Annotated in this window: 27 protein-coding genes; 22 read left to right on the top strand and 5 right to left on the bottom strand. The window is 29.6% G+C overall.

The genetic code is table 11. From position 1 onward, the window contains the following. Positions 1 to 10: 10 nt before the first annotated feature. Both AJ932_RS00795 and AJ932_RS00790 read left to right on the top strand, forming a co-directional pair. On the top strand, positions 11 to 847 hold the full coding sequence (locus tag AJ932_RS00795) for an SPOR domain-containing protein (RefSeq protein WP_004313898.1): 837 nt from the start codon (positions 11 to 13) through the stop codon (positions 845 to 847). Beyond that, on the top strand, positions 844 to 1,632 hold the full coding sequence (locus tag AJ932_RS00790; protein ID WP_070233630.1) for a shikimate dehydrogenase: 789 nt from the start codon (positions 844 to 846) through the stop codon (positions 1,630 to 1,632). The genes AJ932_RS00795 and AJ932_RS00790 overlap by 4 nt, the downstream gene beginning before the upstream one ends. Positions 1,633 to 1,683: 51 nt before the next feature. Here AJ932_RS00790 and AJ932_RS00785 read toward each other — a convergent pair whose 3' ends face one another. Next, positions 1,684 to 2,583 (bottom strand): membrane lipoprotein lipid attachment site-containing protein, encoded by a 900-nt coding sequence (locus AJ932_RS00785; RefSeq protein WP_070233629.1) that lies wholly within the window; start codon positions 2,581 to 2,583, stop codon positions 1,684 to 1,686. 89 nt (positions 2,584 to 2,672) lie between these two features. Between AJ932_RS00785 and lgt the strand changes: the two genes are divergently transcribed. The 10 genes from lgt (at position 2,673) to AJ932_RS00735 (ending at position 15,249) form a co-directional block, all read left to right on the top strand. Beyond that, positions 2,673 to 3,488: a prolipoprotein diacylglyceryl transferase gene (lgt, locus tag AJ932_RS00780; RefSeq protein ID WP_070233628.1), complete on the top strand. Its 816-nt coding sequence runs from the start codon at positions 2,673 to 2,675 to the stop codon at positions 3,486 to 3,488. 67 nt (positions 3,489 to 3,555) lie between these two features. Beyond that, positions 3,556 to 4,338, top strand: coding sequence for a fumarate reductase cytochrome b subunit (locus AJ932_RS00775; RefSeq protein WP_002854660.1), 783 nt, complete (start codon positions 3,556 to 3,558; stop codon positions 4,336 to 4,338). Continuing rightward, the gene (locus AJ932_RS00770) at positions 4,322 to 6,313 is read left to right on the top strand and encodes a fumarate reductase flavoprotein subunit (protein ID WP_002861159.1); all 1,992 of its coding nucleotides are present in this window, start codon (positions 4,322 to 4,324) and stop codon (positions 6,311 to 6,313) included. Before AJ932_RS00775 ends, AJ932_RS00770 begins: the two co-directional genes overlap by 17 nt. Continuing rightward, positions 6,306 to 7,031, top strand: coding sequence for a fumarate reductase iron-sulfur subunit (locus tag AJ932_RS00765; protein WP_002938180.1), 726 nt, complete (start codon positions 6,306 to 6,308; stop codon positions 7,029 to 7,031). Before AJ932_RS00770 ends, AJ932_RS00765 begins: the two co-directional genes overlap by 8 nt. A 27-nt stretch (positions 7,032 to 7,058) precedes the next feature. Further along, a complete protein-coding gene (locus AJ932_RS00760) occupies positions 7,059 to 9,245 on the top strand; it encodes a dynamin family protein (protein ID WP_070278291.1) in 2,187 nt (728 codons plus the stop codon). After that, the gene (locus AJ932_RS00755) at positions 9,235 to 11,064 is read left to right on the top strand and encodes a dynamin family protein (RefSeq protein ID WP_044780456.1); all 1,830 of its coding nucleotides are present in this window, start codon (positions 9,235 to 9,237) and stop codon (positions 11,062 to 11,064) included. The genes AJ932_RS00760 and AJ932_RS00755 overlap by 11 nt, the downstream gene beginning before the upstream one ends. Continuing rightward, positions 11,064 to 11,768 (top strand): tetratricopeptide repeat protein, encoded by a 705-nt coding sequence (locus AJ932_RS00750; protein ID WP_044780457.1) that lies wholly within the window; start codon positions 11,064 to 11,066, stop codon positions 11,766 to 11,768. Before AJ932_RS00755 ends, AJ932_RS00750 begins: the two co-directional genes overlap by 1 nt. A 135-nt stretch (positions 11,769 to 11,903) precedes the next feature. Continuing rightward, a complete protein-coding gene (locus AJ932_RS00745) occupies positions 11,904 to 12,632 on the top strand; it encodes a gluconate 2-dehydrogenase subunit 3 family protein (protein ID WP_002857555.1) in 729 nt (242 codons plus the stop codon). 1 nt (position 12,633) lies between these two features. After that, positions 12,634 to 14,355, top strand: coding sequence for a GMC family oxidoreductase (locus tag AJ932_RS00740; protein ID WP_044780459.1), 1,722 nt, complete (start codon positions 12,634 to 12,636; stop codon positions 14,353 to 14,355). A 207-nt stretch (positions 14,356 to 14,562) separates the two neighbouring features. Then, positions 14,563 to 15,249 (top strand): hypothetical protein, encoded by a 687-nt coding sequence (locus AJ932_RS00735; RefSeq protein ID WP_070278289.1) that lies wholly within the window; start codon positions 14,563 to 14,565, stop codon positions 15,247 to 15,249. Between the two features lie 115 nt (positions 15,250 to 15,364). Here AJ932_RS00735 and AJ932_RS00730 read toward each other — a convergent pair whose 3' ends face one another. Continuing rightward, positions 15,365 to 16,069: a putative metalloprotease CJM1_0395 family protein gene (locus AJ932_RS00730; protein ID WP_070278287.1), complete on the bottom strand. Its 705-nt coding sequence runs from the start codon at positions 16,067 to 16,069 to the stop codon at positions 15,365 to 15,367. Between the two features lie 106 nt (positions 16,070 to 16,175). Between AJ932_RS00730 and AJ932_RS00725 the strand changes: the two genes are divergently transcribed. Beyond that, positions 16,176 to 16,538: an HIT family protein gene (locus AJ932_RS00725; RefSeq protein ID WP_070278285.1), complete on the top strand. Its 363-nt coding sequence runs from the start codon at positions 16,176 to 16,178 to the stop codon at positions 16,536 to 16,538. A gap of 74 nt (positions 16,539 to 16,612) precedes the next feature. Beyond that, entirely contained in the window at positions 16,613 to 17,185 is a 573-nt protein-coding gene (locus tag AJ932_RS00720; protein ID WP_070278283.1) for a YceI family protein, read from the top strand. A 5-nt stretch (positions 17,186 to 17,190) separates the two neighbouring features. On the opposite strand, the gene AJ932_RS00715 is transcribed toward AJ932_RS00720, so the two are convergent. Together AJ932_RS00715 and AJ932_RS00710 are read right to left on the bottom strand one after the other, a co-directional pair. Continuing rightward, positions 17,191 to 18,147 carry a membrane protein gene (locus AJ932_RS00715; RefSeq protein ID WP_044780463.1) on the bottom strand — a complete coding sequence of 319 codons (957 nt, stop codon included), beginning with the start codon at positions 18,145 to 18,147 and terminating at the stop codon, positions 17,191 to 17,193. Positions 18,148 to 18,207: 60 nt separating this feature from the next. Continuing rightward, positions 18,208 to 18,417 (bottom strand): transcriptional regulator, encoded by a 210-nt coding sequence (locus AJ932_RS00710; RefSeq protein ID WP_002778401.1) that lies wholly within the window; start codon positions 18,415 to 18,417, stop codon positions 18,208 to 18,210. Between the two features lie 166 nt (positions 18,418 to 18,583). Between AJ932_RS00710 and AJ932_RS00705 the strand changes: the two genes are divergently transcribed. The 6 genes from AJ932_RS00705 to AJ932_RS00680 all read left to right on the top strand — a co-directional run bounded on the left by AJ932_RS00705 (position 18,584) and on the right by AJ932_RS00680 (position 22,565). Further along, positions 18,584 to 19,006 (top strand): hypothetical protein, encoded by a 423-nt coding sequence (locus tag AJ932_RS00705; protein ID WP_044780464.1) that lies wholly within the window; start codon positions 18,584 to 18,586, stop codon positions 19,004 to 19,006. Between the two features lie 251 nt (positions 19,007 to 19,257). Beyond that, on the top strand, positions 19,258 to 19,611 hold the full coding sequence (locus AJ932_RS00700; protein ID WP_002783105.1) for a hypothetical protein: 354 nt from the start codon (positions 19,258 to 19,260) through the stop codon (positions 19,609 to 19,611). Positions 19,612 to 19,660: 49 nt separating this feature from the next. Next, positions 19,661 to 20,128: a hypothetical protein gene (locus AJ932_RS00695; protein ID WP_002866020.1), complete on the top strand. Its 468-nt coding sequence runs from the start codon at positions 19,661 to 19,663 to the stop codon at positions 20,126 to 20,128. Between the two features lie 77 nt (positions 20,129 to 20,205). Continuing rightward, a complete protein-coding gene (locus AJ932_RS00690) occupies positions 20,206 to 21,783 on the top strand; it encodes an ABC-F family ATP-binding cassette domain-containing protein (protein ID WP_044780465.1) in 1,578 nt (525 codons plus the stop codon). Continuing rightward, positions 21,773 to 22,108: a hypothetical protein gene (locus tag AJ932_RS00685; protein ID WP_002859498.1), complete on the top strand. Its 336-nt coding sequence runs from the start codon at positions 21,773 to 21,775 to the stop codon at positions 22,106 to 22,108. The genes AJ932_RS00690 and AJ932_RS00685 overlap by 11 nt, the downstream gene beginning before the upstream one ends. 73 nt (positions 22,109 to 22,181) lie before the next feature. Next, on the top strand, positions 22,182 to 22,565 hold the full coding sequence (locus AJ932_RS00680; RefSeq protein ID WP_002860258.1) for a hypothetical protein: 384 nt from the start codon (positions 22,182 to 22,184) through the stop codon (positions 22,563 to 22,565). Between the two features lie 43 nt (positions 22,566 to 22,608). On the opposite strand, the gene AJ932_RS00675 is transcribed toward AJ932_RS00680, so the two are convergent. After that, positions 22,609 to 23,193 (bottom strand): IMPACT family protein, encoded by a 585-nt coding sequence (locus tag AJ932_RS00675; RefSeq protein ID WP_070278281.1) that lies wholly within the window; start codon positions 23,191 to 23,193, stop codon positions 22,609 to 22,611. A gap of 127 nt (positions 23,194 to 23,320) precedes the next feature. On the opposite strand from AJ932_RS00675, the gene AJ932_RS00670 reads away from it, so the two are divergent. Together AJ932_RS00670 and AJ932_RS00665 are read left to right on the top strand one after the other, a co-directional pair. Beyond that, entirely contained in the window at positions 23,321 to 24,547 is a 1,227-nt protein-coding gene (locus AJ932_RS00670) for a membrane protein (protein WP_002866017.1), read from the top strand. Further along, the gene (locus AJ932_RS00665) at positions 24,540 to 25,277 is read left to right on the top strand and encodes an ATP-binding protein (RefSeq protein WP_070278279.1); all 738 of its coding nucleotides are present in this window, start codon (positions 24,540 to 24,542) and stop codon (positions 25,275 to 25,277) included. Before AJ932_RS00670 ends, AJ932_RS00665 begins: the two co-directional genes overlap by 8 nt. Positions 25,278 to 25,506: the final 229 nt, after the last annotated feature.

Raw genomic sequence — 25,506 nt, 5'->3', positions numbered from 1 at the left:
AGGACAAATTATGGAAAATCAAAAAAATGAATTTGATGATATTATTTTAGAAAAAAGTAATAAAAGTGAAAAAGTAAAAAAAATTCTTTTACGAGTTATTGCTTTAGTTATTTTGTTTTTAGCTATCATGATAGTTATGAAACTTATTAATGGTAGTGGTGATGAAAATACGCAAAATCAAAGTGTATTACCAAGTGAACCTATAGCAACTCAAGACAATAACAATGATACTTCTTTTGAAAGTATGCCAATTACAGATAATACTTCAGCAGAAGATCAATTTGAGGCATTAAGAAAACAATTTCAAGATGAACAAAATACAACTCAAAATACAACAACCTCTAGTTCAAATAACAATGATACTACAAATTTTGCTATGCCTGATCAAGAAGTTCCAGCAGAACCAACAGCAACTACTTCAGAAAATACCACTCCGCAAGCAAGTGCTCCCAAACAAGAAGTAAAACAAACTGCAAAACCTAAAGAAGAAGTAAAAAAACAAACAGCTGTAAAAAAAGAAAAAGAAAGCACAAAACAAACTCCTAAAAAAGAACAAAATGCAAATGATTTATTTAAAAATGTTGATGCTAAACCTGTACATCCAAGTGGTTTAGCATCGGGTATTTATGTGCAAATTTTCTCAGTAAGTAATTTGGATCAAAAATCAAAAGAACTTGCTTCTGTAAAACAAAAAGGTTATGATTATAAACTTTATAAAACTACAGTTGGAGGTAAAGAAATTACTAAGGTTTTAATAGGACCATTTGAAAAGGCAAATATTGCAGTAGAACTTGCTAAAATCCGTAAGGATATTGCAAAAGATGCTTTTTCTTTTACTTTAAAATGAAATTTTTAGCAGTTATAGGCGATCCTATTTCTCACTCTAAATCGCCTAGAATGCATAATAATGCTATTAAAGCCTTAGGGCTTGATAGTATTTATACACGCTATCATTTAAGAAATGCTAACTGTTTAAGAGAAGATTTTTTTAAATTAGGACTTAGTGGAGCTAATATTACTTTGCCTTTTAAGGAAAAAGCTTTAGATATTGCTGATGTGAAGGATGATTTTGCTAGAAATATTGGCTCTGCAAATACTTTATGCTTAAAAGAAGACAAAATTTACGCTTATAATACTGATGCTTTAGGTTTTTTAGAAGCTATTAAGGATTTTGATAATATAAAAAAAGCTTTGATTTTAGGTGCTGGAGGTACAGCTTTGGCACTTGCTTATACATTAAAACAAAAAGGCATAGAAGTGTATATAGCTAATCGCAGCAAAGAAAGATTTAAAGATTTTTTAGCTTATCGAACTTATCTTTATAAAGACTTGCAAGATTTTGATTTTGATTTGGTTATAAATTCAACTTCTGCTGGATTAAAAGATGAAAATTTACCTTGCGATAGGGAGCTTTTAGATAGAATTTTACCTAAAGCTAAATTTGCTTTTGAGGTAATTTATGGCAGAGAAACACCTTTTTATAGATTGTGTAAAGAGCATCATTTAAAAATTAAAGATGGACTTGATATGCTTTTATGGCAAGGGGTTTTTGCTTTTGAGCTTTTTTTTGAAATACAAGATAAAAGAGAGATGATAAAAAATGCAATGCAACAAGCATTGATTTTAAAGTAGAATGATAGTTATTTTTTTGTATGAGAAAATTTAATTTTCTCACAAGTTTTATCATTCAAATATTTCTACCCCATCTTGATTTTTACTTTGATTATTTTGATTTGTTGAAGATGGATTTGTAAGAATATTTTGCGTAGGTGTGTTTTCAATTGTATTATTTTGATTAAAATTTGTTTGAGGTAAGCTTTCTTCAAAGGTAGCATCGCCATCGAAACTATTAAAACTACTGTTTGTATTAGGTATAGTTTTGCCTATGTCTGTTGCTTTTGGAAGATTGTTATAAAGTGTATTTAATGTATTTTTATAAAAAGCTAAAAAACTTTTATCAATTTCAAAAGCAGGTTGCTCCAAACCTTTATTGAGTTGAGTTGGTACGGTGGAGATAGTAGTTTTAAACATATTAACCCCATCATCATTTTTAATAGGATAGTTAAGCGCAACTAAAGAATCCAGTTTGGTGCTGCTTGAAAGATTGGTTGAATTTTGTGGATTGTGTGCATCTATAAAATCTATTTTACCTTTAAAATTTATACCTAAATTGGATTTTACATAATCTCCACTCATAAAATTGCTTGTTTTTTGTGCATTTTTTTCTTCTGTATAAATACTGATTGAACTTTTAAGAGTGTAGTCTGGATTAGTAGTAACTATTTTATAGCCTTTTAGTTGAGCGATGGTTTTGATCTGCTCTTCTAAATTTTGTTTTAAAAGATCAATTTCTTTTTCTATGCGAATTTTAAGCACTGAATTTTCAAAATAATCAGAATAATTGTTATTTTGTTCTATATTAATAGGCTCAAGAGCAATGCTTACTCCAGAATCAATAGGTTCAACCTTTGTTGGAACTTGGGGTTTAAAATTTGGCATAGAAACATTGACAAAATTACTACTTGTACCCCCACAAGCTGCTAAAATTAACATACTACTAGCAAGTAAAATATATTTTTTCATTTTTTACCTTTATTTAATGTGTTTGTGTTAATTATAGCAAGTTAAAGTTTTTTTGTTATATTTTTATAAAAGAAAATTAGGAAAGATATATGGAATTTTGGCAGCATATTTATTCAAATTTTAATGTTATAGCTTTTAGCATCTTTGGTTTAAAGGTGCATTGGTATGGCATTATGTATGTTATAGCTTTGCTTTTGGCTTTGCTTTTGGCTAAATTTTTTGTAAGAAAATTTCAACTAGACATTAATGAAAAACATTTGGATAGTTATTTTATATGGGTTGAAATAGGGGTTATTTTAGGTGCAAGGCTTGGATATATTTTGATTTATGATGCAAATACTATGTATTATATTACTCATCCTTGGCAAATTTTTAATCCTTATATTAATGGTGAATTTGTAGGTATTCGAGGTATGAGTTATCATGGAGCAATTATAGGATTTTTGATAGCTACTTTATTGTTTTGTAAAAAATATAAAACAAATCCTTGGATTTTTCTTGATTTGGTTGCTTTAAGTGTTCCATTGGCTTATGTTTTTGGTCGTATAGGAAATTTTTTAAATCAAGAGCTTTTTGGTCGCATTACAAATGTGCCTTGGGGAATTTATGTTGATGGAGTATTGCGTCATCCATCGCAACTTTATGAAGCATTTTTAGAAGGTATTGTTGTTTTTATTATAGTTTATTTAGCAAGATTTAAGCAAAGTTTTCAAGGGGAATTGATTCTTGTTTATGCTGGTGCTTATTCATTGGCAAGATTTATATGTGAATTTTATCGCGAGCCTGATTTTGGTATGGGTTTTGTTTTATGGGGTATGAGTATGGGACAAATTTTAAGTTTTATAATGTTTATAACAGCTTTGTTAGTTTATATTTGTATAAAGTTTAAAAAAGTAAATATTTAATCTATCTTAAAGACTTTTGTAATATAATGAAATGGATTTTTTAATTTCTTTTTACAAAGGAGTAAAGATGCGTGAGCTTATCGAAGGTTATTTGGGTAAGAGCATTGAGGGCAAAAAAAGTAAAATGCCTGCGAAATTAGACTTTATCCAAAGCGCCTCAGGGCTTTTTTTAGGTCTTTTTATGTGGGTGCATATGCTTTTTGTTTCTACAATTTTAGTCAGTGAGGATTTTTTTAATTCTGTGGTACATTTTTTAGAATTAAAATTTGTTTACGATAATCCTGTTATGAGTTATCTTACTTCATTTTTGGCTGCCTGTGTTTTAGTGGTTTTTTTCGTTCATGCTTTACTTGCAATGAGAAAATTTCCTATTAATTACCGTCAGTATCAAATACTAAGAACACACAGTAAAAAAATGAATCACAGCGATACTTCGTTATGGTGGGTTCAAGCTTTTACAGGTTTTATTATGTTTTTCTTAGGTTCTGCTCATCTTATTTTTATTGTAACCAATGCAGATAAAATTAGTGGTGATATGTCAGGAGATAGGGTTGTAAGTCATTTTATGTGGCTTTTTTATGCTGTTCTTTTAGTGTGTGTTGAGCTTCATGGAAGTATAGGGCTTTATAGACTTTGTGTTAAATGGGGTTGGTTTGAAGGAAAAAATGTAAAAGAAAGTCGTAAAAAGCTTAAAACTGCTAAATGGATAATCAGTATTTTCTTCCTAGTTTTAGGTGTGTTAAGTCTTGCAGCATTTATAAAGATAGGTTATGAAAACTACCAAAATCAAACCCAAACTACTGCGATGATAAAAAACTACAATGGAGCAAATTATGAATATACAATATAGTGATGCTTTAGTAATAGGCGGAGGATTAGCAGGTCTTAGAGCGGCTATTGAAGTAGCAAAGAGTGGCCAAAGTGTAACACTTTTAAGTATTTGTCCAGTGAAGCGTTCTCACTCTGCAGCGGTGCAAGGAGGTATGCAGGCAAGTTTAGCAAATGGGGCAAAAGGTGAGGGTGATAATGAAGATCTTCACTTTGCAGATACAGTAAAAGGAAGTGATTGGGGCTGTGATCAAGAAGTAGCAAGAATGTTTGCTCAAACTGCGCCAAAAGCAGTGCGTGAGCTTGCGGCTTGGGGTGTGCCTTGGACTAGAGTTACCAAAGGTCCAAGAACTGTTGTAATCAATGCACAAAAAACTGTGATTGAAGAAAAAGAAGAAGCGCACGGGCTTATTAATGCTAGAGATTTTGGTGGAACTAAAAAATGGAGAACTTGCTATATCGCAGATGCAACAGGGCATTGTATGCTTTATGGTGTAGCAAATGAAGCTATTAAACATCAAGTAAAAATTATTGATAGAATGGAAGCAGTAAGAATTATCCATGATGGTAAAAAATGCTTAGGTGTGATCGCTAGAGATTTAACTAATGGACAACTTATTGCTTATATTGCAAGAGGAACCATGATAGCAACAGGGGGCTATGGTAGAATTTATAAGCAAACTACAAATGCAGTAATTTGTGAAGGAACGGGCGCAGCCATTGCTCTTGAAACAGGGCTTTGCAGACTTTCAAATATGGAAGCAGTGCAATTTCATCCAACTCCTATTGTACCAAGCGGTATTTTGCTTACTGAAGGTTGTCGTGGTGATGGTGGAATTTTACGTGACGTGGATGGATATCGTTTTATGCCTGATTATGAACCAGAGAAAAAAGAACTTGCAAGTCGTGATGTGGTAAGTCGTAGAATGATGGAACATATTCGTAAAGGCAAAGGTGTAAAAAGCCCTTATGGGGATCATTTATGGCTTGATATTTCTATATTGGGTCGTGCTCATGTGGAAAAAAATCTCCGTGATGTACAAGATATTTGCAAAACTTTCAATGGTATTGATCCAGCAGATGAAGGTCCAAAAGGTTGGGCGCCAGTTCTTCCAATGCAGCATTATTCTATGGGTGGAATTAGAACTAAACCAACAGGTGAAAGTCAATGGTTAAACGGACTTTTTGCTTGTGGAGAAGCAGCTTGCTGGGATATGCACGGATTTAATCGTTTAGGTGGAAATTCATGTGCTGAAACTGTTGTAGCAGGTATGATAGTGGGAGATTATTTTGCAGATTATTGTAAAAATAATGGTGAAGTAATTGACACAAATGTAGTAAAAGACTTCTTAACTAAAGAGTATCAATATTTAAAATCTTTAGTAGATAAAGAAGGTAAATATAATGTTTTTGAAATCAAAAACAGAATGAAAGAAATCATGTGGGATAAGGTGGCCATCTTTAGAACAGGTGAAGGTTTGAAAGAAGCAGTAGATGAACTTGAAAAACTTTATAAAGATTCTCAAGACGTTAAAGTACATTGTAAAGAACTTGATTGTGCAAATCCAGAGCTTGAAGAAGCGTATAGAGTGCCAAGAATGTTAAAAATAGCACTTTGTGTAGCTTATGGAGCGCTTTTAAGAACAGAAAGTCGTGGGGCGCATTATAGAGAAGATTATCCAAAAAGAGATGATTTAAATTGGATGAAAAGAACCAATACTTTTTGGGTAGAAGGCGAAACCTTACCACGCATAGAATACGAAGAGCTTGATATTATGAAAATGGAAATTCCACCAGCATTCCGTGGATATGGAGCTAAAGGAAATATTATAGAAAATCCTTTAAGTGAAAAACGCCAAGCTGAAGTGGATGCTATCCGTGAAAAAATGGAAGCTGAAGGCAAAGGTCGTTATGAAATTCAAAATGCTTTAATGCCTTATGAATTACAAGCTAAATATAAAGCACCAAACCAAAGAATAGGAGTTGATTATGAGTAGAAAATTGACAATAAAGGCATTTAAATATAATCCTTTAAGCAAAATTTCTAAACCACATTTTGTGACTTATGAGCTTGAAGAAACTCCTTTTATGACGGTTTTTGTATGTTTGACTTTGATTCGTGAAAAAATGGATGCGGATCTGAGTTTTGATTTTGTTTGTCGTGCAGGGATTTGCGGATCTTGTGCGATGATGATTAATGGAGTACCAAAACTTGCTTGTAAAACTTTGACTAAAGATTATCCTGATGGAGTGATAGAGCTTATGCCTATGCCTGCATTTAGACATATTAAAGATTTAAGTGTGAATACAGGCGAGTGGTTTGAAGATATGTGTAAGCGTGTTGAAAGCTGGGTGCATAATGAAAAAGAAACCGATATTTCTAAACTTGAAGAACGTATTGAGCCAGAGGTTGCGGATGAAACTTTTGAACTTGATCGTTGTATAGAGTGTGGAATTTGCGTAGCTTCTTGTGCAACTAAACTTATGCGTCCAAATTTCATAGCTGCTACAGGACTTTTAAGAACAGCTAGATATTTACAAGATCCGCACGATCATAGAACTATAGAAGATTTTTATGAATTAGTAGGCGATGATGATGGTGTTTTTGGTTGTATGTCATTGCTTGCTTGTGAAGATAATTGTCCTAAAGAATTACCTTTGCAAAGTAAAATCGCTTATATGAGAAGACAACTTGTTGCTCAAAGAAATAAATAAATCTTTCCCCTTTTTAAGGGGAAGATTATGAAAGAATTATTCCAAAAAATTTGGCAAAATGAACTCCAATTTTTAAATTTTGATGTTAAATTACAAGATAAAAACAAACTTGATACGGCTGAGTGTGCGATTATTTTAAGTGTCAATAAAGACAATTATGAAAGATATTTTCTCTTAAAAGAATTTCAAGAGCTTTGTAAAAAAATTGATTTAAGAGTGGATATTTTTAGTATACAAAATGCTCAAATTTGTATTTTAAATCTTTTTAAATCAGGTTTTATTTCAAAGCAAGATTTGCTTAAGGCTCTAAAAATTTTAGAAAAAATTTCAAAAAATACCGAAATGCTTGATTTTATTTCACAAGAAAAAGTTCAAAGTATAGATCAAAAAGCTTTATTTCAAAATGATTTTAAAGAATTAAATACCATTAATTTAGAGCTTCAAAAGCTAAGTTTTGATGAAAATTTAAAATCAAGACTTCAAAAAACTTTGGAAAAATTTCAAAATTTAGAGTTTAATATAGCCATCACTGGCGTGATGAATGCAGGAAAATCAAGCCTTTTAAATGCTCTTTTAAAAAAAGATTTTTTAGGCGTTTCAAACATACCTGAAACAGCTAATTTAACAGTATTAAGTTATGGTAAGAGCGAAGAAGCAAAGATATATTTTTGGGATAAGAAAGAATGGCAAAATATACTTGAAAGTTCGCACTTTAATGCAGATTTAAAAGAATTTATTGACAAGCTGGATAAGAGTGTAAATATAGAGGATTTTATCAAAGTTAAACCTTTAATACAAAATATCGCACTTTGTGAGCTTAAAGATTTCAGTTCAGCTAAAAATAAAATTTCAGCTTTAATTAAAAAAATAGAAATTAAAAGTCATTTAGAATTTTTAAAAAATAATATTTCCATAGTTGATACTCCAGGACTTGATGATGTTGTAGTTCAAAGAGAAATTGTTACAAATGAGTATCTTAGAGAAAGTGATTTTTTAATTCATTTAATGAATGCTTCTCAAAGCTTGACTCAAAAAGATGCAGACTTTTTGGTGCATTGTCTTTTAAATTCAAGGCTGAGTAAGTTTTTAATTGTTTTAACTAAAGCGGATTTGTTAAGCAAAAAGGATTTAGAAGAAGTCATTGTTTATACCAAAGAAAGCTTAAAATCAAGACTTGTGGATTTAGATGAAAATTTGGTGGAAAAGATTGATTTTTTATGTGTGAGTGCTAAAATGGCAAGTGATTTTTATAAGGGTTTAGCGCCTAAGGAAAGTTTGCAAAAAAGTGGTATGCAAGAATTTGAAAACTATCTTTTTAACGAGCTTTATGCAGGAGAAAAAAGTAAGATTGCCTTAAGAGCTTACAAAAAAGAATTACATTTAGAGCTTAAAAATATTCTAAGCGAATATGAAATGCAAAATCATCTTATTAAGGAGAATAAACAAGGTGTAAGCGAAGAAAATCAAAAACTTTTACTTGAACTTCAAAAGCAAAATACCTTGTTAAAAGAAGCACAAGATGAAATTTCAAATTCCATTGCAAAACTTAAAAATATAGATAGTGGCATAGATAATCTTGTTTTACTTTTGGCTAAAAAATTAAAAGAACGCTTGATAGATGAGTTTAAATATTTGAAAAATAATGCACAAAAGCTTAATCTTTCTCGTATTTTAAATATAGTTGATATTACTACAAAAGATGGAATTAATGATATTTTAAGAGAAATTAAATTTGAAAATATTAAAAAAATCGAGGAGCTTAAAACAAATTTATCTTTAAAATATGATTTTTTAAAATATGATTTTGACAATGGTTTTGAAGGTTTTAAAGATGGAATTTCAAAAAATATAGATAGTATTTTTCAAAGCGAAAAATTTGCACTTTTAAGATTGAAAATTGAAAAATTAAGCAATCTAAAATCAGATTTATACGAGCTTGAAACGAATTTAGATACGGTTATTTTTGATACTTTTAAAGAATTTAAAATGAGCGAAATTTTAAATTCTTTAAATATCAATGGAGCATTTTTTGAGTTTTTAAATGATAAATTAAAACATTATGAAAAAAATCAAAAATCAAAATTAGAAAGTCTTGAAAAAGTTTTACAGAGTCTGAAAAATCAAGATATTAATATTTTAAATTCTTTTGAAGAAAATTTAGAAAAAATTGAAAAATTAAAACAACTTGAAATGGGGCTTTTAAATGCAGATTAGTCTTTTAAACGATTTTATAAAAGCCTATGAAAATACTTATAGTGTGAGTTTTGATGATAGCTTTAAAGGGCGTATTCAAGAGCTTTGCAAGGAACTTAACGAGCCTTTTATGCACGCAAGTTATGCTTTAGAAAATGAATTAAAAGAGCTTGTGTTTTCTTTAGATAAGAATGTTAATATTGCTATTATAGGACAGTTTTCAAGTGGTAAATCAAGTTTGCTAAATTTGATTTTAGGGCGTGATTGTTTGCCTACGGGTGTTGTTCCTGTTACTTTTAAACCTACTTTTTTACGCTATGCAAAAGAATATTTTTTAAGAGTAGAATTTGAAGATGGAAGTGATATTATCACAAATATAGAAAAATTAGCCTTTTATACGGATCAAAGAAATGAAGTAAAACAAGCAAAAAGTTTGCATATTTTTGCACCCATTCCTTTACTTGAAAAAATCACTCTTGTAGATACTCCAGGTTTAAATGCAAATGAAAATGATACTTTAACAACTCTTGATGAGCTTAAAAATATTCATGGGGCGATTTGGTTAAGTTTGATTGATAATGCAGGTAAAAAAAGTGAAGAAGATGCCATAAAAGCAAATTTAGAACTTTTAGGAGAAAATAGCATTTGTGTATTAAATCAAAAAGATAAATTAAATACAGAAGAGCTAGATAATGTTTTAAATTATGCAAAAAGTGTATTTTTAAAATATTTTGATAAGCTTATTGCCATTTCTTGTAAAGAAGCTAAAGATGAGCAAAGCTATGAAAAATCTAATTTTCAATCTTTACTTGATTTTTTAACTCAGCTAGATACAACAGCTTTAAAAGAAAAATTTGTTAAAAGAAAAATTTTAAATTTATGCGAAATTTTAGAAGATGAAAACCAACTTTTTGTAGGTATTTTTGATCGTTTATTAAATCAATTTCAAAGTTATGAAAAGCATTTACTTTTAGCGTATGAAAATTTTTTAAAAGAGATTGAAATTTTAAACCATCAGATTTTAGAACAGCTTAAAAGCATTAGCGAAAGAATTTCTAGTGAAATTTTTGCAAGTGTTAAGGAAAAAGATGCTTATTTTTACAAAGAAAGCAAAGGATTTTTAAAGAAAGATTTATACACAAGATATGATTATAAAGCGCCTTATATTTCAAGCGACGATGCTTTTTTGGCGATGTTTTATAATAGTGATGTGATGAGTAAAGAGTTTAAAAAAATCAAAAATGAACTTTATAAATCTTTTGAAGAAATCAAGATGAAATTAAAAGATTTTATAAACATACTTGAAAGAGAAATTTTGCTTTTTAAAGCAGAATTTTCAAACATACAAAAAGATCACATTTTCCAAAGTGATAAAAATTTTAGTGAATTAAGAGCTTTTTGTAATGCAAGCGATGAGTACTTTTTGAAAGATTTTAAAGAGCTTTTATTTAAAAGTATTTTAGAGCTTGATTTATTTTTTGAAAAATTAAATCTTAAGGCTTTTACAAATTATGAAAATGCTACAAAACTAAGCCTTGCATTTTTTAGTCGTAAAATCAATGAAAGCCGTGTTCTTTATGAGCTTGATAGTTCTGAATTTGTACTTTTTTATCCTAAAAAAAGCGAAATTTATGAAAGAGTTTTAAATGAATTAAATGTTTATGAGTTTGAAGCTTTGCTTATTAATAAGCCTATTCTGATAAAAATTGCAAAAAATTTCTTAGAACAAAGTCAAAATTTAATCCAAGAAAAAAATAAATTTTTAGATCTTAAAAAAGCAGAACTTCAAAAAAGAAGAGCACAGATTTTAAATGTTAGAGAAAATATAAAGGAAGATTGATGAGAATATTTTTAGCTTTATTTTTATTTTTTAATTCATTATTTGCATTAAGTGAGCTAGAAGAGGGTTTAAAACTTTACGAGGCAAATAAATTTGATAAAGCTTATGAAATTTTTAAGAATCTTTGCGAAAAAGATATTTCTAAAGCTTGTTTTTCTTTAGCTTTTATGCATGAGAGTGCTAAGGGTGTGAGTAAGGATTTAAATCAAGCTTATAAATTTTATGATAAAGCTTGTAAATTGGGTTTAGCAAATGCGTGTTCTAATATGGCTTTGCTTTTGCAAAATCAAGGTTATAAAAATGAAGCTCTTTTGGCTTTTAATAAAGCTTGTGCTTTAGGAGAATCGTTAAGTTGTAATAATATAGCTTTATTTTATGAAAAAGAAAAAGATGGACAAATGGCTTCAAGTTTTTATAAAAGATCTTGTGATTTAAAAAATGCAAGAGCTTGTTATCAGTTAGGATCTTTATATGATAAAGGAGAGCTTGTTAAGGCAAGTGTAAAATCTGCCCTTGCTTTTTATTCTAAATCTTGCACTTTAGGTTTTAGTGAGGCTTGTTATTTGTTAGGACGCTATAATCAACTAGAAAAACAAGATCTAACAAAGGCAAAAAGATATTTTGGTATGGCTTGTGATCAAAAACATCAAGAAGCTTGTGCAGCTTATAAAGAACTTAATTCTAAAGATATAGAGCTTTATTAAAAGTTCTATTTTCATTACTTTCAAAGATATACTTAAATAAAATTAAGAATAACACAAAATTTATCGCTTTTTAAAGTTAAATTTATATTAATAGGACTAATATAGTCTTGTTTAAATTATTATCAAGGAGAAGTAATGCAAGACAATATTATTGATCGCAGAAGCTTTTTTAAACTAGGGCTTCTAGGTGGTTCTGTAGTAGCAGCTAGCACTATAGGTGGCGGTGCTGTTTTAAAGGCAGCAGAACTTACGCATTCGCATCAAGCTTCACAAGGAAAATCAAATAAAATTAGAGGTAGAATGTTTTTTCAAACTCAAACTGAATTTGATACCTTAAGTGCAGCCTGTGAAAGAATTTATCCTAAAGATGAGCAAGGAGAAGGAGCTATAGGTTTAGGCGTGCCTTATTTTATCGATAATCAGCTAGCTAGTGCTTATGGTTATAATGATAGAGAATATATGCAAGGGCCTTTCATGGAGGGCAAAGCCGAACAAGGTTATCAAACCCCTATGCAACGCAAAGATATTTTTTTAGAAGGCGTGCATGCTCTTGAAGAAAATGCTCAAAAGCGTTATAAAAAATCTTTTTCTTTGCTTAAAGGTGGAGATCAGGATAAAATTTTAAGCGATTTTGAAAAAGGAAAAATTCAAACTACAGGTTTTAAATCTTCTTATTTTTTCACACTTTTAAGAGATATGACAGTAGCTGGAGTTTTAGCTGATCCAATTTATGGCGGAAATGATAATAAAAATGGTTGGAGAATGATGCAATATCCAGGCGCACAAATGAGCTATGTGGATAAAATTGCAAGTGATGAATTTTTTAACATTGAACCTATGGGTTTAGCAGATATGGAGAGTTAAAATGGCTGAAGTATTAAAAAAAGTAGATGTGCTAACAGTTGGAGCAGGATGGACTGGAGGTATAGTGGCTGCAGAGCTTACTAAAGCAGGTTTGAATGTACTTAGTTTAGAACGCGGACATATGCAAAGTACTGAAAATTTTAATTTTATCCATGATGAGTGGAGATACGGGATTAATTATGGTTTGATGCAAGATTGCTCAAAAGACACTGTGACTTTTCGCCATGATCCTAGTGGTTTAGCCTTACCTTATCGTAAAATGGGTTCGTTTTTATTGGGTAATAATGTTGGCGGTGCAGGGGTGCATTGGAATGGTTGGACTTTTAGGTTTATGCCTTATGACTTTGAAATTCAAACCCTAAGCAAACAAAGATATGGTAATAAATTAGGTAATGATTATACCTTGCAAGATTGGGGCGTGACTTATAAGGATATGGAGCCTTATTATGATAGATTTGAAAAAACCTGTGGGGTATCAGGTGAACCAAATCCTTTAGCGGAAAAAATGGGAGCTTTTAGATCCAGTCCTTATCCACAAGAACCTCTTGAAAATACTAAAATGCTTAAACGATTTGAAAGTGCAGCAAAAAGTTCAAATTTACACACTTATCGTTTGCCAGCTTCAAATTCTAAAGGTGGCTATACAAACCCTGATGGTCAAGATTTAGCTCCTTGTCAATACTGTGCGTATTGTGAGCGTTTTGGTTGTGAGTATGGCGCAAAAGCAAGTCCTTTAAATACAGTAATTCCAAAGGCTATGAGCACAGGTAAATACACCATACGTACTTATAGCAATGTAACGCAAATTCTTAAAAAAGACGGAAAAGTAACAGGGGTGAAATTTGTCGATACTAGAACGATGAAAGAGTATATCCAGCCTGCTGATATAGTTGTGCTTACAAGTTATATGTTTAACAATGCTAAGCTTTTAATGGTAAGCAACATAGGTGAGCAATACGATCCAAAAACAGGTAAAGGAACTTTAGGTAGAAATTATTGTTACCAAATGAATATGGGTACAACAGCTTTCTTTGATGAGCAATTTAACACCTTCATGGGTTCAGGTGCTTTAGGAACTACGAGTGATGATTTTAACGGAGATAATTTTGATCATTCTAAGGAAAAATTCCTTCATGGAGCTATGATTTATAGCGTTCAGCTTGGAACTCGCCCTATACAATCAGCCCCACTTCCAGCAGGAGCTCCAACTTGGGGTGCTGAATTTAAAAAAGCATTAAACTATAATTTCACAAGAGCTATTACCGTAGCAGGACAAGGTGCTTCTTTGCCTCATAAGAATAATTATTTAAGTCTTGATCCAACTTATAAAGATGCTTTTGGTATGCCACTTTTACGCTTAACTTATAATTTCACCGATCAAGATAGAGCTTTGCATAAATTTATCACAGATAAAACAGCTGAGGTAGCAAAAAGAATGCAAGGAGTAAAATCAATTAAAAAAGGCGCTTATCTTAAGGATTATAGCGTTGTACCTTATCAATCTACTCATAACACAGGTGGAACAACAATGGGTGCAGATAGAGAAACTAGTGTGGTTAATACTTATTTACAACACTGGGATGCGGATAATCTTTTTGTTGTAGGAGCAGGAAATTTCCAACACAATAGTGGATATAATCCAACTGATACTGTGGGAGCTTTGGCTTATCGCTGTGCTGAAGGTATTTTAAAATATCATAAAAGTGGAAAAAGCTTAGCTTGATAATAACTTGAGAGTTTTTGAAAACTCTCAAGATTATAAATTTTTAATTTTCTTCCGATATAGTATATAATATCAAGGAAGGCGAAAATGATTAATGGTACAAATTCTTATTCAAACTATAATTATACAAAAAGGCAAATGTAGTCTGCTCTTGGTGGTTGGAATCCAAGATTATTTTAATAAAATATCATAAAAAAAGGGTTTTCTATGGTAAATTTTGATACTCAATATACAAATATCAATTATCTAAATAATAACACAAGCAATAAAAAAGCTGTGCTTAAAAATGATGATGATGCTTATTATGAATCCATAATAAAAAAATTTGGAGATCTTGAAAAATTTAAAGAAGAAAATGGCTATAATGGATCTGCTGATGTAAAAGAAGTAGAAAACTCTTTATATAAAAGATATATGGAAGATAAACTAAGCAAGGATGAAATAAAAATACTTAATAAATTTGGCACAGACTATCTTACAGAAGGCGTAGATTTGTCCGCACTTCATAGACGAAAAGTTGATCTTTTAAAAACTCTTACAAGTATGAATGAATTTGAGAAAATATGGGGTGCTGAAAGGGCACAAAGGGAAAAACAATTTTTTAATGAACTTGGTAAGCCACTTACTCAAGAAGATATAGATAGGTTCTTAACTAATAAAAACAATCAAAAAGAAGACAAAGAAACTTTCAAACCTATACAAGCAGAAAGTAAAAACAAAGAAACTTACAAAGATGATAGTAAAATGAATGAGCTTGTAAAAAAACTATTAGAAGGTAAATTTAGCACTAGTAAAGAATTAGAACTTCTTTTTGGTGTGAAATTTAGTGATGATGCAGGAGAATTTAACAAAATCCTTTCTTTAAATTCTGCACCAAAAAGTATAGATATTTAAGGCTTGATAATGCAAAAATTTAAATTATAAAAAAGGATAAAAAATGTTAAATATCTTAACATATAAATTCAAGCCATCATTTTCATAAGGAAATTTTTTATTTAAATTAAGAATTTTAAGATGCGATGTTGAATTTAATGTCGTTATTTTGTGAGTTTTGTTGATAAGTTTTGGCTATGAAATTTTTAAAATCTTTATCAAAATTTGAATTTTTATCGTTGTTTTTTGAATCTTTATCTGTTTTTTCTAAGCTATTTTCTGAATTTTTGTCATCTTTTTCTTTATTTTCTTCTTCTTTTTCTTTGGCTTCCTCGGCTTTAAGCTTCATTGCTTCAGCTCTTGCTTCAAATTCCATTTTTGCAGCATTTGCTGCAACTTTATAATCTTGCGGACTAGGATCAGCAGGAGCCATAGCTGCTGCTGCGATTTGTCTTGCATTGGCTATAGTTTCTTCTGGTGTGTTTCCTTTTTGCATGCTGATAGGAACTTCACCCGCTGTAGCATACATTTGATTATCAGGGCCTCTTGTGTAAGTAAAACTTGCGGCACCTGCTAAGCCACCGCCCGCTGCTTGATGTGCAGCTTCATGAGCCTTTACATTTCTATCGATACTTTGGAGTTCGCGAACTTGAGCTACTTCTTTTTGGTTTAGCTCTACGCCATTAACCATTTGGGTTTGTTCGCCATTTTTTTCTTTGTCATCTTTATTTTCACTAAGATTTTTTTCATCTTTTTGAGTAGAATCAGATTGATTTGTTTTATCAAAAGAAGGTTTGCTAGAGTAGTAATCATAAGAGTTATAACTTGAACTAATTTGCATTTATCCTCCTTTTTGTTTTTTAAATTTTAGGAATTTTAACGCATTTTGACTTAAAAATTTGATAAATTTTGTAAAATAATCATAAATACAATTTCAAAGGAATGTAATGATTTATGAAAATGATTTGATTTATATAGAGAAAGAGGAGGCTCAAGTGCCTTGGCTTAAAATTTTTACTAAAGAAATTTATAAAGAATTTAGCGATTGTCCTTTAGAGTTGCAAAAGGAACTTTTTGAAAAAATTTTACTTTGTGAAAAGGCTATGATAGAATTTTACAAACCTGAAAAAATCAATATCGCCTCTTTTGCAAATTATATGCCAAGGGTGCATTTTCATGTTATGGCAAGATTTAAAGAAGATGCGTTTTTTCCAGAGTGTATGTGGGGAAAACAGCAAAGAGAAGCAATAAAGCTTGATTTGCCTAAATTTGAAGAATTTGTAAAATTTTTAAATAGTAAAATTTTTTAATTTTTATTAATGATTTGTTATGTTTTATCTAATAAAATTTTTATATTGAAAATTACTATAAAAAAAGGAAAAAAATGAAAAAAGTTTTATTGAGTTCATTGGTTGCGGTGTCTTTGTTAAGCACAGGTTTGTTTGCTAAAGAATATACTTTAGATAAAGCACATACAGATGTAGGTTTTAAAATCAAACATTTACAAATTAGCAATGTAAAAGGAAATTTCAAAGATTATTCTGCGGTGATTGATTTTGATCCTGCGAGTGCTGAGTTTAAAAAGCTTGATGCAACTATAAAAATCGCATCTGTAAATACAGAAAATCAAACAAGAGATAATCACTTACAACAAGATGATTTTTTCAAAGCAAAAAAATATCCTGATATGACTTTTACAATGAAAAAATATGAAAAAATCGATAATGAAAAAGGCAAAATGATGGGAACTTTAACTATAGCTGGAGTTTCTAAAGATATCGTTTTAGATACTGAAATCGGCGGTGTAGCTAAAGGCAAAGATGGAAAAGAAAAAATAGGCTTTTCTTTAAATGGAAAAATCAAACGCTCTGATTTTAAATTTGCGACAAGTACTTCAACTATTACTTTAAGCGATGATATTAATTTAAATATCGAAGTTGAAGCAAACGAAAAATAATTTTTTTAGTCTAAGAGTCTTGCTCTTAGACTTTGTAAATTTTTATCCAAATTTTCTTCACTTTCTTGCCAAATCAATTTAAAATCTGGTTTAAAATTTTCATTTTCTAAATTAAATTCCGTGTTTTTCAAGGTGGATTCTAAAAAAGCAAGATGATTTAAAGCTTGATTTTTATCATTAAAAATTAAAATAAAATCATTGTCTACGATGAAAATTTTTGCTCTAAAGCGTTTTAAAATTTTTGCAATTTGTTTTAAGATGAGTTTGGCATAGCTTTCTTTAGTATCTTTTAGTTCATTAAAATGAAGCAAGGCAATGATATAGTTGTTTTTTCCCTTTGTAAAGCGTGTAAGGCTTTTTTCATTAGGTAGTTTTGTTAAGGTGTCAAAAAAAGCTAGCTTATAAGCGTGATTTAAAAGATAAAAACAAAAAACCAAACTTGCAAATTCAAAATACCTTATTCCTGCTCCTTCTTGGAATAAAAACTGAAAATATGCAGCAAAAAATGCGATAATAAGATAATATTCTTTAGTTTTAAAGGTTTTGATAAAAATGAGTATTAAGCCGACTAAAAAAAATAAAAATCCTAATTCACTTACAGGTTTAAAAAAATTTAATGCAATAAAATGGAATTCTAAACCAGCGCTATTAAAAGTAGTATTTCTAGGTAAAATGATGCTTAAAACGCCTATAAAAATAAGGGTTGTAATTGAAGCGATATTTTTTTTACTTAAAATTAAAGCATGGTGTTTTCCAAGGCAAAATAGAGTAAAAATCATAGGTAAAAACAAAGCCACAAATAAATTAGCTTGAAAAAAACTTGTATAAAAATAAGGCAACTTAGCTCCTAATAGCACTAAAGTTAAAAAGAAAATTCTTGAATTTTTAAAGTAAAAGGATAATACAAGTGCTGAAATTTCAAAAATAAAACTCAATGATATTAAAAAATCTAATAAAAACATTTCAAATCCTTGATTTTAATAAAAGTGATAATTGTATAGAAAAAAGCTTAAAAGTGGACTTTATTTAAATTTAGCAATCTCATCTTGTATAGTTTGTTCTATATGAAGTAATTCTTCATGAGTTTTTTTACTATTTTCTAAAAGTTCATCAAATTTAAAGCCAAGCATAACAATACGATATAAATTGGGTTTATATTTTCTCCAATTATATAAAGTGCTAACATCAATGTCTAGTTCATATGCCATATCACGCTTGCTCTTTTTTGTCATTTTTTACCTTAAAAATTTAGCCTTTAAAAAATTTTACATTAAAATTTCTTTATTAAAAACACTTGAAATATTCAATCTTTTATATAAAATATATTTAATATTTCAATATTAATTAAGTTATAGTATGGAATAATTCGAGATATTTTTTAATTTTCAAGGAGTAGTTATGGATTTCAATTCGGTTCTTTTCAGCATTGGCGATAAATTGCCAAAAGATGCAACATCTACCGTGATGCTAAAAGAGAAATTTGATCGCTTAAATGAGGATAAACAAAAAGAAGTAGTAGCACAGCTTCCAATGATAAAGCTAAAAAGTCCCGCTCTAGTATTTTGGGTAGGGACTTTTTTATTTGGTGCTTTTGGAGTGGGTCGTTTTATGATAGGAGATTGGGTTTTAGGGCTTATACGCTTGGGAATTACAATTGTAGCTATGATTTGCGGTGTTTTAATGATTACATATAGTGCTTTAGGGATAATATATGGTTTGTTGTGGCTTGTTAATTGGATTTGGTGGATTGTAGATATGTTTTTAGTGGGTAAAAAATTAAGAAAACAAAATTTTGAAAAGATTGCAAATATTATACAATAATTTCGAGTTTTTATGAAAAACAATCAAAAATAAGTTTGCAAAATATTTTTATCAAGTTTTTAGTAAATTTTGTTTTTGTGGCAAGTGAGGTTTAGAATTCTTAAGCAATAAAGAAAATTGCTTTTAAATATTTTGTCTGTTGCTCTAAATATTGCACAGGTTTTTTTAGAGATTACAAGTAAAATGGTGAACTTGGTACAGATGAAGAGAAACTAAAATATTATTTAGGTGAACAAAAAAGGAGGAAATTAATGAAATGTTTTAATGCGAAATTTATGTTTGTTGGAATTTTGGCAGTATTTTTGAGTGCTTGTAGTAGCGGTATTCCAAAATGTAGTGATCAAGATGTACAAAATGTTTTAACTGAGATTATTTTAGAACACAATTTTGGTAGATTTTCTGAGGTTGATCGTAAAAAGTTGAAATTTACTTATAGCGGTTTTATGAGCGATTTAACCGATAAGGAAAGTAAAACACAGTATTGTAAAGCTCAAGTAAAAGCAAATGGAAGTATTGATTCTCGCCCTTACAAATGGGATGCTTGGATCGAGTATTTTGCTAGATATACTGATGATGGCATGGTATATGTAGAAATTACTAGATAACTTTTTAAGGCAAAAATGCCTTAAAAAGTTAATTTTGAGGAGACTGGATATGGACTATAATGTTTTTCTTTTAAATATACAAGATAAAATAAATCAAGAAGATTTTTTCAATTTAAAGCTTAAGTTTGAACAATTACAAAATAAAAAAGAAGCTCTATCAAATTTGGTATTTTTAAGACTTCAAGATCCTATAAAACCTTTAATTATGAGTATGATATGTGGTTTTTTAAGTTTAGGTTGGTTGGCAATCGATAGATTTATGATAAAAGACTATGCATTAGGAATATTGCGTATAATATTATCTTTATTTCCTTGTGTGTTATTTTTGATACTAGGAATTAGCTATGAAAATGATTCTAACTTGGATATTTCTGAAATTTTTTTCGGGTTGTTTGGAATTTTTCTATTATTAGGCATTATTTGGTGGGGAGTAGATTTATTTTTAGTCTATAAAAAAATTAAAAAACAAAATTATAATAAAATTATAGAATTTATTTTTAACTATCAAAAAATTTAATTTTAAAATTAAAAATTCAAGCCTTTTTCGCTACAATTTCTTAAAAATTTTTATAAGTAAAAAATTTAAGGAAAATCATGGTTGAAGTAAAAAATCTTACTATGCGTTTTGCAAATCAGCTTTTATTTGAAAATGTTAATTTAAAGCTTGTTAGAGGACAAAGATATGGACTTATCGGTGCTAATGGTGCGGGAAAATCGACTTTTTTAAAAATTCTTTCAGGAGAAATTGAGTCAAGTAGTGGTGAAATAGTATTTGATGAAGGCTTGAAAATCGCAGTTTTAGGACAGGATCAATTTGCTTTTGAAAACTACACCATCAAAGATGCAGTGATGTGTGCAAATAAGCGTTTATATGAGGCCTTAAAAGAAAAAGAAAAGCTTTATATGAGCGAGGAATTTACCGATGAGATCAATGAGCGTTTAGGTGAGCTTGAGATAATAACGGCTGAAGAAGATCCAAATTATGATTGTGAAACACGTTGTGAAAAAATTTTAAGTTCTTTAAAGATTAAAGATTTTGATGCTTTAATGAGCACCTTACAAAGTGTGGATAAATTTAAAGTCTTACTGGCTCAAGTTTTATTTTTGGGTGCGGATGTGCTTTTTTTAGATGAGCCTACAAATAACCTTGATTTAGAGGCGATTTCTTGGCTTGAAAATGAACTTTTAAGACATGAAGGGACTTTAGTTGTCATCTCTCATGATAGGCATTTTTTAAATAAAATTTGCACAAGAATTTTGGATGTGGATTTTAAACAAATTCGTGATTTTGCGGGAAATTATGATGATTGGTATATGGCTTCAACGCTTTTGGCAAAACAAGCTGAGCTTAAACGCGATAAAACCTTAAAAGAAAGAGAAGAATTAGAAAATTTCATTCGCCGTTTTAGCGCAAATGCTTCTAAGGCAAAACAAGCCACAAGCCGTGCTAAGGCACTTGAAAAACTAGAGCTTGAAGAGATTAAAATTTCAAGCCGTAGAGATCCTAGCATAGTTTTTAGAACCAATCGTGAAATAGGTAATGAAGTTTTAGAATTTAAAGGTATAGGCAAGGCTTATGATAAACAATTGTTTTCAAATTTGGAGCTAAAAATAGAAAAAAATGATAAAATCGCTTTGATTGGGGCAAATGGTGTGGGCAAAAGTACTTTGGCAAAAATCATCGCCCATGCTATAAATCCAGATAGTGGATCTATACATCTTGGGGCAACTATAGAGCTTGGATATTTTCCTCAAGATACAAGTAATTTAATTTGTGAAAATTTGAAACTTTACGAATGGCTTATGAGTGAAAAATTTAAAGATCTAGATGAAATCCGTAAGTGTTTAGGTAGAATGCTTTTTAGTGGCAGTGATCAAGAAAAGATGGCAGCAAGTTTAAGTGGGGGTGAAAAACACCGTTTAATGCTTTCTCGTTTAATGCTAGAGCGTCCAAATTTCTTGCTTTTAGATGAGCCTGATAACCATTTAGATCTTGAAAGTATTATTGCACTAGGTGAAGCTTTGTATAATTTCAAAGGTGTAGTGCTTTGTATCAGCCACGATAGGGAGTTAGTTTCTGCTTTTGCTAATAGAATTTGGCATTTAGAAAATGGTAAGCTTACAGATTTTCGTGGAACTTATCAAGAATTTTTAGGAGAAAATGATGGCTAAATTTAGAATTCAATACAGCGCAGGTTTTGGGCATTATACACAAAATCACAAGGGTTTTGGGCCTACGATTTATATAGAAGAAGTGGTAGAGTTTGATAATGGCAAGGATTATTTTGATTATATAGATTTTTATAAAACTTATTCAAAGAGCGATGATACTTATTTTCATATCAGTTTTTTAGAAGATAGACCTCTAAGCGATAAAGAAATCACCATTCGCAATGAATACCGCAAAATGCGTGATGAAAACTGTAAAAAAGCCAAGGAGGAATTTATAGCCAACAATGAGCTTGATGTGGAGCATTTACCTACTCATCATGATTAAAAAACATTGATTTTACATAAAAAGGAACACTTTTTGCTTGTATAGTTTTTGCATATTTTGAAAGGAGAAAACTATGCAGGTAAATTATAGAACGATTAGCTCGTATGAATACGATGCTATTAGTGGTCAGTATAAACAGGTGGATAAACAGGTTGAAGATTATTCTTCATCTGGAAATTCTGATTTTATGGATATATTAAATAAGGCGGATGAGAAGTCAAGCGGAGATGCTTTAAATTCTAGTAATAGTTTTCAGAGCAATGCGCAAAACTCAAATTCAAATTTAAGTAATTATGCTCAAATGTCAAATGTTTACGCTTATCGTTTTAGACAAAATGAAGGCGAGTTGTCTATGAGAGCTCAAAGTGCTAGCGTTCACAATGATCTTGCGCAACAAGGTGCAAATGAACAAAGTAAGAATAATACTTTGTTAAATGATTTATTGAACGCAATTTAATCAAAAGCTCCATTTTGGAGCTTTTGTATTTACTTGCAAGAATTTATAATTTCTCTATTTCAAAAGGTGTAAAATTTTTACAAAAAATTTCAAATTCTTGCTCCTCTTTTTCATTTAATTTGATATGTAATATAGCTTTGCAATGCTTAAAATCTTTTGTGAAATTAAAAGAATAAGTTTTTAAAAAATGTTCAAAACGATTTAAATTTTTTAAATCAATAGCAATGGATATATTTTTTTTCAATTCGAATGAAAGTAAAGAAGAATTATTAATCACGGCATTTGCTGCATCGCTATAAGCTCTTACAAGTCCCCCTGTACCAAGTTTTATACCGCCAAAATATCTTACAGTGATTAAAGCCGCATTGATAAGATCATAGCCCCTTAGAACATTTAAAGTTGGCATTCCAGAAGTTCCTTTAGGCTCTCCATCATCGCTTTTATCTTCTACAATTTGATTAAAATCATTTAAAACACGATAAGCATAGACAAAATGAACAGCTTTTGGATGCTCTTTTTTTAGCGTTTCTATTAAAAATTTAAAATCTTTAAAAGGGCAAAGAAAAGATAAGAAAATAGATTTTTTAATATCGATTTGTGTTTGAAAAATTTGATCAATAGTTTGCATTTTTGCCTTTTTTTGTTTAAAATTATACTTATAAAAACTAAAATCAATTTGATGTTAATTTTTAAGATATTTGATATTTATATGATTTGCATTGATATTTTAAGTTTAATTTTGTAAAATTTTCATTATGGAAAAAATCAAAAATTATAAACTTATCATCATTTTACTTAGTCTTGATTTGTTGGCTTTGCTTTATGGAATTTCAACACTGAGTATTAGTGCTGATGAAGCTGATATTTATTTTGGTGAGCAGGGTAAATCACTTATTTTTTCCCATAGTTTGCTTTATTATATATCTCATTTTGGAACTTTTATTTTTGGGCAAAATGATTTTGGTTTAAGGCTTCCTTTTTTATTTTTTCATTTTTTAAGTTGTTTGCTTTTGTATTTGCTAGCTTTAAAATATACTAAAACTAAAATTGATGCTTTTTTTTCTTTATTGTTATTTGTTTTATTGCCGGGTACTGTTGCAAGTGCTTTACTGGTTAATGCCGCATCTTTGGTGATTTTTTTAACCCTTGCTATATTATGTGCTTACGAATATGAAAAAAAATGGCTTTTTTATATATTATTGATTATAGTATTATTTGTTGATAAATCTTTTAATATTTTATTTTTAACTTTTTTCTTTTTTGGGATTTATAAAAGAAATGCTATTTTATTTACCTTATCTCTTGTTTTGTTTGGAGCAAGTATCAGTTTTTATGGTTTTGATACAGGTGGTCGTCCAAGAGGTTATTTTTTAGATACCTTAGGAATTTTTGCTGCATGTTTTTCTCCTTTGGTTTTTGTGTATTTTTTTTATACTATTTATCGTTTGACTTTTCAAAAATATAAAAATTTATTATGGTTTTTAATGAGCGTAACATTTGTATTTTGCTTGTTGCTTTCTTTAAGACAAAAACTTTTTTTAGATGATTTTTTGCCTTTTTGTGTTATTTGCACTCCTTTGCTTATAAAAACTTTAATGCAAAGTTATAGAGTGAGATTGCCAGTTTTTCGATTAAGGTATAAAATCTTTATAGAATGTTCTATAATTTTTTTGATATTTTGTTACTTTTTAATCGTCGCTAATCAATTATTGTATTATTTTATAAACAATCCAAATCGTCATTTTGCCAATAATTATCATTTTGCTAAAGAATTGGCGCTAGAATTAAAAAAACAAGATGTTTTAGAGCTTGCAACAGCCCCAAGTTTGCAAAAAAGATTGCGATTTTATGGAATAAAAAATAGCAATAAGTTTTATTTAAAAGCTTTAAAACAAGCCGATAAGCATGATATGGACAAAAAAATTGTTAAAGTAAAACTTGGAAAATATGAAAAAGTATATCAGATTTTAAACTATGATTAAAGCTTTCAGTTTGTTGGAATTTGTGTTTATAATTCTCATTTTAGGTATAGTTTTTAATTTAGGCAGTCTTTACTTAAAAAAAGACAATCTACTAGAAGGTGCAATACAAATTCTTAATGATATCCAATACACCCAAAATTTAGCCATGATGCAAGAAGGTATAAGAGTTGATGAGTTGGCTATCGCAAAAAGAGAGTGGTTTAAAAGTAAATGGCAGATTTATTTTATAAAATCAGCTGCCACGGGTTATGATCAAACATATACTATTTTCTTGGATAAAAATGGCGATGGAAATGCTAATTTAGGTAAAACTGAAATCAATATAGATAGAGAAATTGCTGTTGATGTAATCAATCATAACAAATTAATGAATTCAGGTCAAAGTGGAGTTATTAGTAAAGATGATGAAAAAACTACACAAAGATTTAATCTTACAAAAAGATTTGGAATAGAAAAGGTTGAATTCAAAGGATCTTGTTCAGGATTTACTAGATTAGTATTTGATGAAATGGGCAGAGTGTATTCTCCGTTAAAAAATGCCAATTATGCATATGAAAAAACTTTAGCAAAGAATAATTCAGATTGCATTATACGTTTGTTATCAAAAAAGCATGCTCTTTGTATCGTTATAGATACGCTTAGCGGTTATGCTTATATTCCAGATTTTAAAACACTTAAAAGTCAATTTGTTAATATAAAAAATAAAAATTACGAGCGCTCTAAAATATAACCCCCATTTTTTAACCCACCAAATACTTATATAAATACTTACACAAATATTTATACTATTTAATCCTTTATTTAATCCCCTTTTAAGTTTAATTGGTTATACTTTCATTTCCTTTTTTGAAAAAAAGGACTTAAAATCTTTTAAATTATAAAGTTTCACTAACTGAGTAGATTTTATAAATTAACTTTATTTTAGATTTTTTAAGTTTTTAAATTATTTGAGTTTTTAA

It is taken from the genome of Campylobacter sp. BCW_6873 (assembly GCF_001762365.1).
In the GTDB taxonomy this organism is placed as follows: domain Bacteria; phylum Campylobacterota; class Campylobacteria; order Campylobacterales; family Campylobacteraceae; genus Campylobacter_D; species Campylobacter_D jejuni.
The sequence above is the reverse complement of the archived record's forward strand: the minus strand, read 5'-3'. Positions and strand labels throughout refer to the sequence as shown.

Bases quoted from the DNA above. Each gene is read 5' to 3' on its own strand.
- AJ932_RS00725 (WP_070278285.1), top strand. From the start codon at position 16,176: ATGATTTATGAAAATGATTTGATTTATATAGAGAAAGAGGAGGCTCAA.
- AJ932_RS00680 (WP_002860258.1), top strand. From the start codon at position 22,182: ATGCAGGTAAATTATAGAACGATTAGCTCGTATGAATACGATGCTATT.
- AJ932_RS00695 (WP_002866020.1), top strand. From the start codon at position 19,661: ATGGACTATAATGTTTTTCTTTTAAATATACAAGATAAAATAAATCAA.
- AJ932_RS00705 (WP_044780464.1), top strand. From the start codon at position 18,584: ATGGATTTCAATTCGGTTCTTTTCAGCATTGGCGATAAATTGCCAAAA.
- AJ932_RS00685 (WP_002859498.1), top strand. From the start codon at position 21,773: ATGATGGCTAAATTTAGAATTCAATACAGCGCAGGTTTTGGGCATTAT.
- AJ932_RS00760 (WP_070278291.1), top strand. From the start codon at position 7,059: ATGAAAGAATTATTCCAAAAAATTTGGCAAAATGAACTCCAATTTTTA.
- AJ932_RS00730 (WP_070278287.1), bottom strand. From the start codon at position 16,069: ATGCAAATTAGTTCAAGTTATAACTCTTATGATTACTACTCTAGCAAA.
- AJ932_RS00675 (WP_070278281.1), bottom strand. From the start codon at position 23,193: ATGCAAACTATTGATCAAATTTTTCAAACACAAATCGATATTAAAAAA.
- AJ932_RS00670 (WP_002866017.1), top strand. From the start codon at position 23,321: ATGGAAAAAATCAAAAATTATAAACTTATCATCATTTTACTTAGTCTT.
- AJ932_RS00720 (WP_070278283.1), top strand. From the start codon at position 16,613: ATGAAAAAAGTTTTATTGAGTTCATTGGTTGCGGTGTCTTTGTTAAGC.
- AJ932_RS00775 (WP_002854660.1), top strand. From the start codon at position 3,556: ATGCGTGAGCTTATCGAAGGTTATTTGGGTAAGAGCATTGAGGGCAAA.
- AJ932_RS00765 (WP_002938180.1), top strand. From the start codon at position 6,306: ATGAGTAGAAAATTGACAATAAAGGCATTTAAATATAATCCTTTAAGC.
- AJ932_RS00750 (WP_044780457.1), top strand. From the start codon at position 11,064: ATGAGAATATTTTTAGCTTTATTTTTATTTTTTAATTCATTATTTGCA.
- AJ932_RS00710 (WP_002778401.1), bottom strand. From the start codon at position 18,417: ATGACAAAAAAGAGCAAGCGTGATATGGCATATGAACTAGACATTGAT.
- AJ932_RS00700 (WP_002783105.1), top strand. From the start codon at position 19,258: ATGAAATGTTTTAATGCGAAATTTATGTTTGTTGGAATTTTGGCAGTA.
- AJ932_RS00795 (WP_004313898.1), top strand. From the start codon at position 11: ATGGAAAATCAAAAAAATGAATTTGATGATATTATTTTAGAAAAAAGT.
- AJ932_RS00745 (WP_002857555.1), top strand. From the start codon at position 11,904: ATGCAAGACAATATTATTGATCGCAGAAGCTTTTTTAAACTAGGGCTT.
- AJ932_RS00665 (WP_070278279.1), top strand. From the start codon at position 24,540: ATGATTAAAGCTTTCAGTTTGTTGGAATTTGTGTTTATAATTCTCATT.
- AJ932_RS00715 (WP_044780463.1), bottom strand. From the start codon at position 18,147: ATGTTTTTATTAGATTTTTTAATATCATTGAGTTTTATTTTTGAAATT.
- AJ932_RS00740 (WP_044780459.1), top strand. From the start codon at position 12,634: ATGGCTGAAGTATTAAAAAAAGTAGATGTGCTAACAGTTGGAGCAGGA.
- AJ932_RS00785 (WP_070233629.1), bottom strand. From the start codon at position 2,583: ATGAAAAAATATATTTTACTTGCTAGTAGTATGTTAATTTTAGCAGCT.
- AJ932_RS00690 (WP_044780465.1), top strand. From the start codon at position 20,206: ATGGTTGAAGTAAAAAATCTTACTATGCGTTTTGCAAATCAGCTTTTA.
- AJ932_RS00755 (WP_044780456.1), top strand. From the start codon at position 9,235: ATGCAGATTAGTCTTTTAAACGATTTTATAAAAGCCTATGAAAATACT.
- lgt (WP_070233628.1), top strand. From the start codon at position 2,673: ATGGAATTTTGGCAGCATATTTATTCAAATTTTAATGTTATAGCTTTT.
- AJ932_RS00770 (WP_002861159.1), top strand. From the start codon at position 4,322: ATGAATATACAATATAGTGATGCTTTAGTAATAGGCGGAGGATTAGCA.
- AJ932_RS00790 (WP_070233630.1), top strand. From the start codon at position 844: ATGAAATTTTTAGCAGTTATAGGCGATCCTATTTCTCACTCTAAATCG.
- AJ932_RS00735 (WP_070278289.1), top strand. From the start codon at position 14,563: ATGGTAAATTTTGATACTCAATATACAAATATCAATTATCTAAATAAT.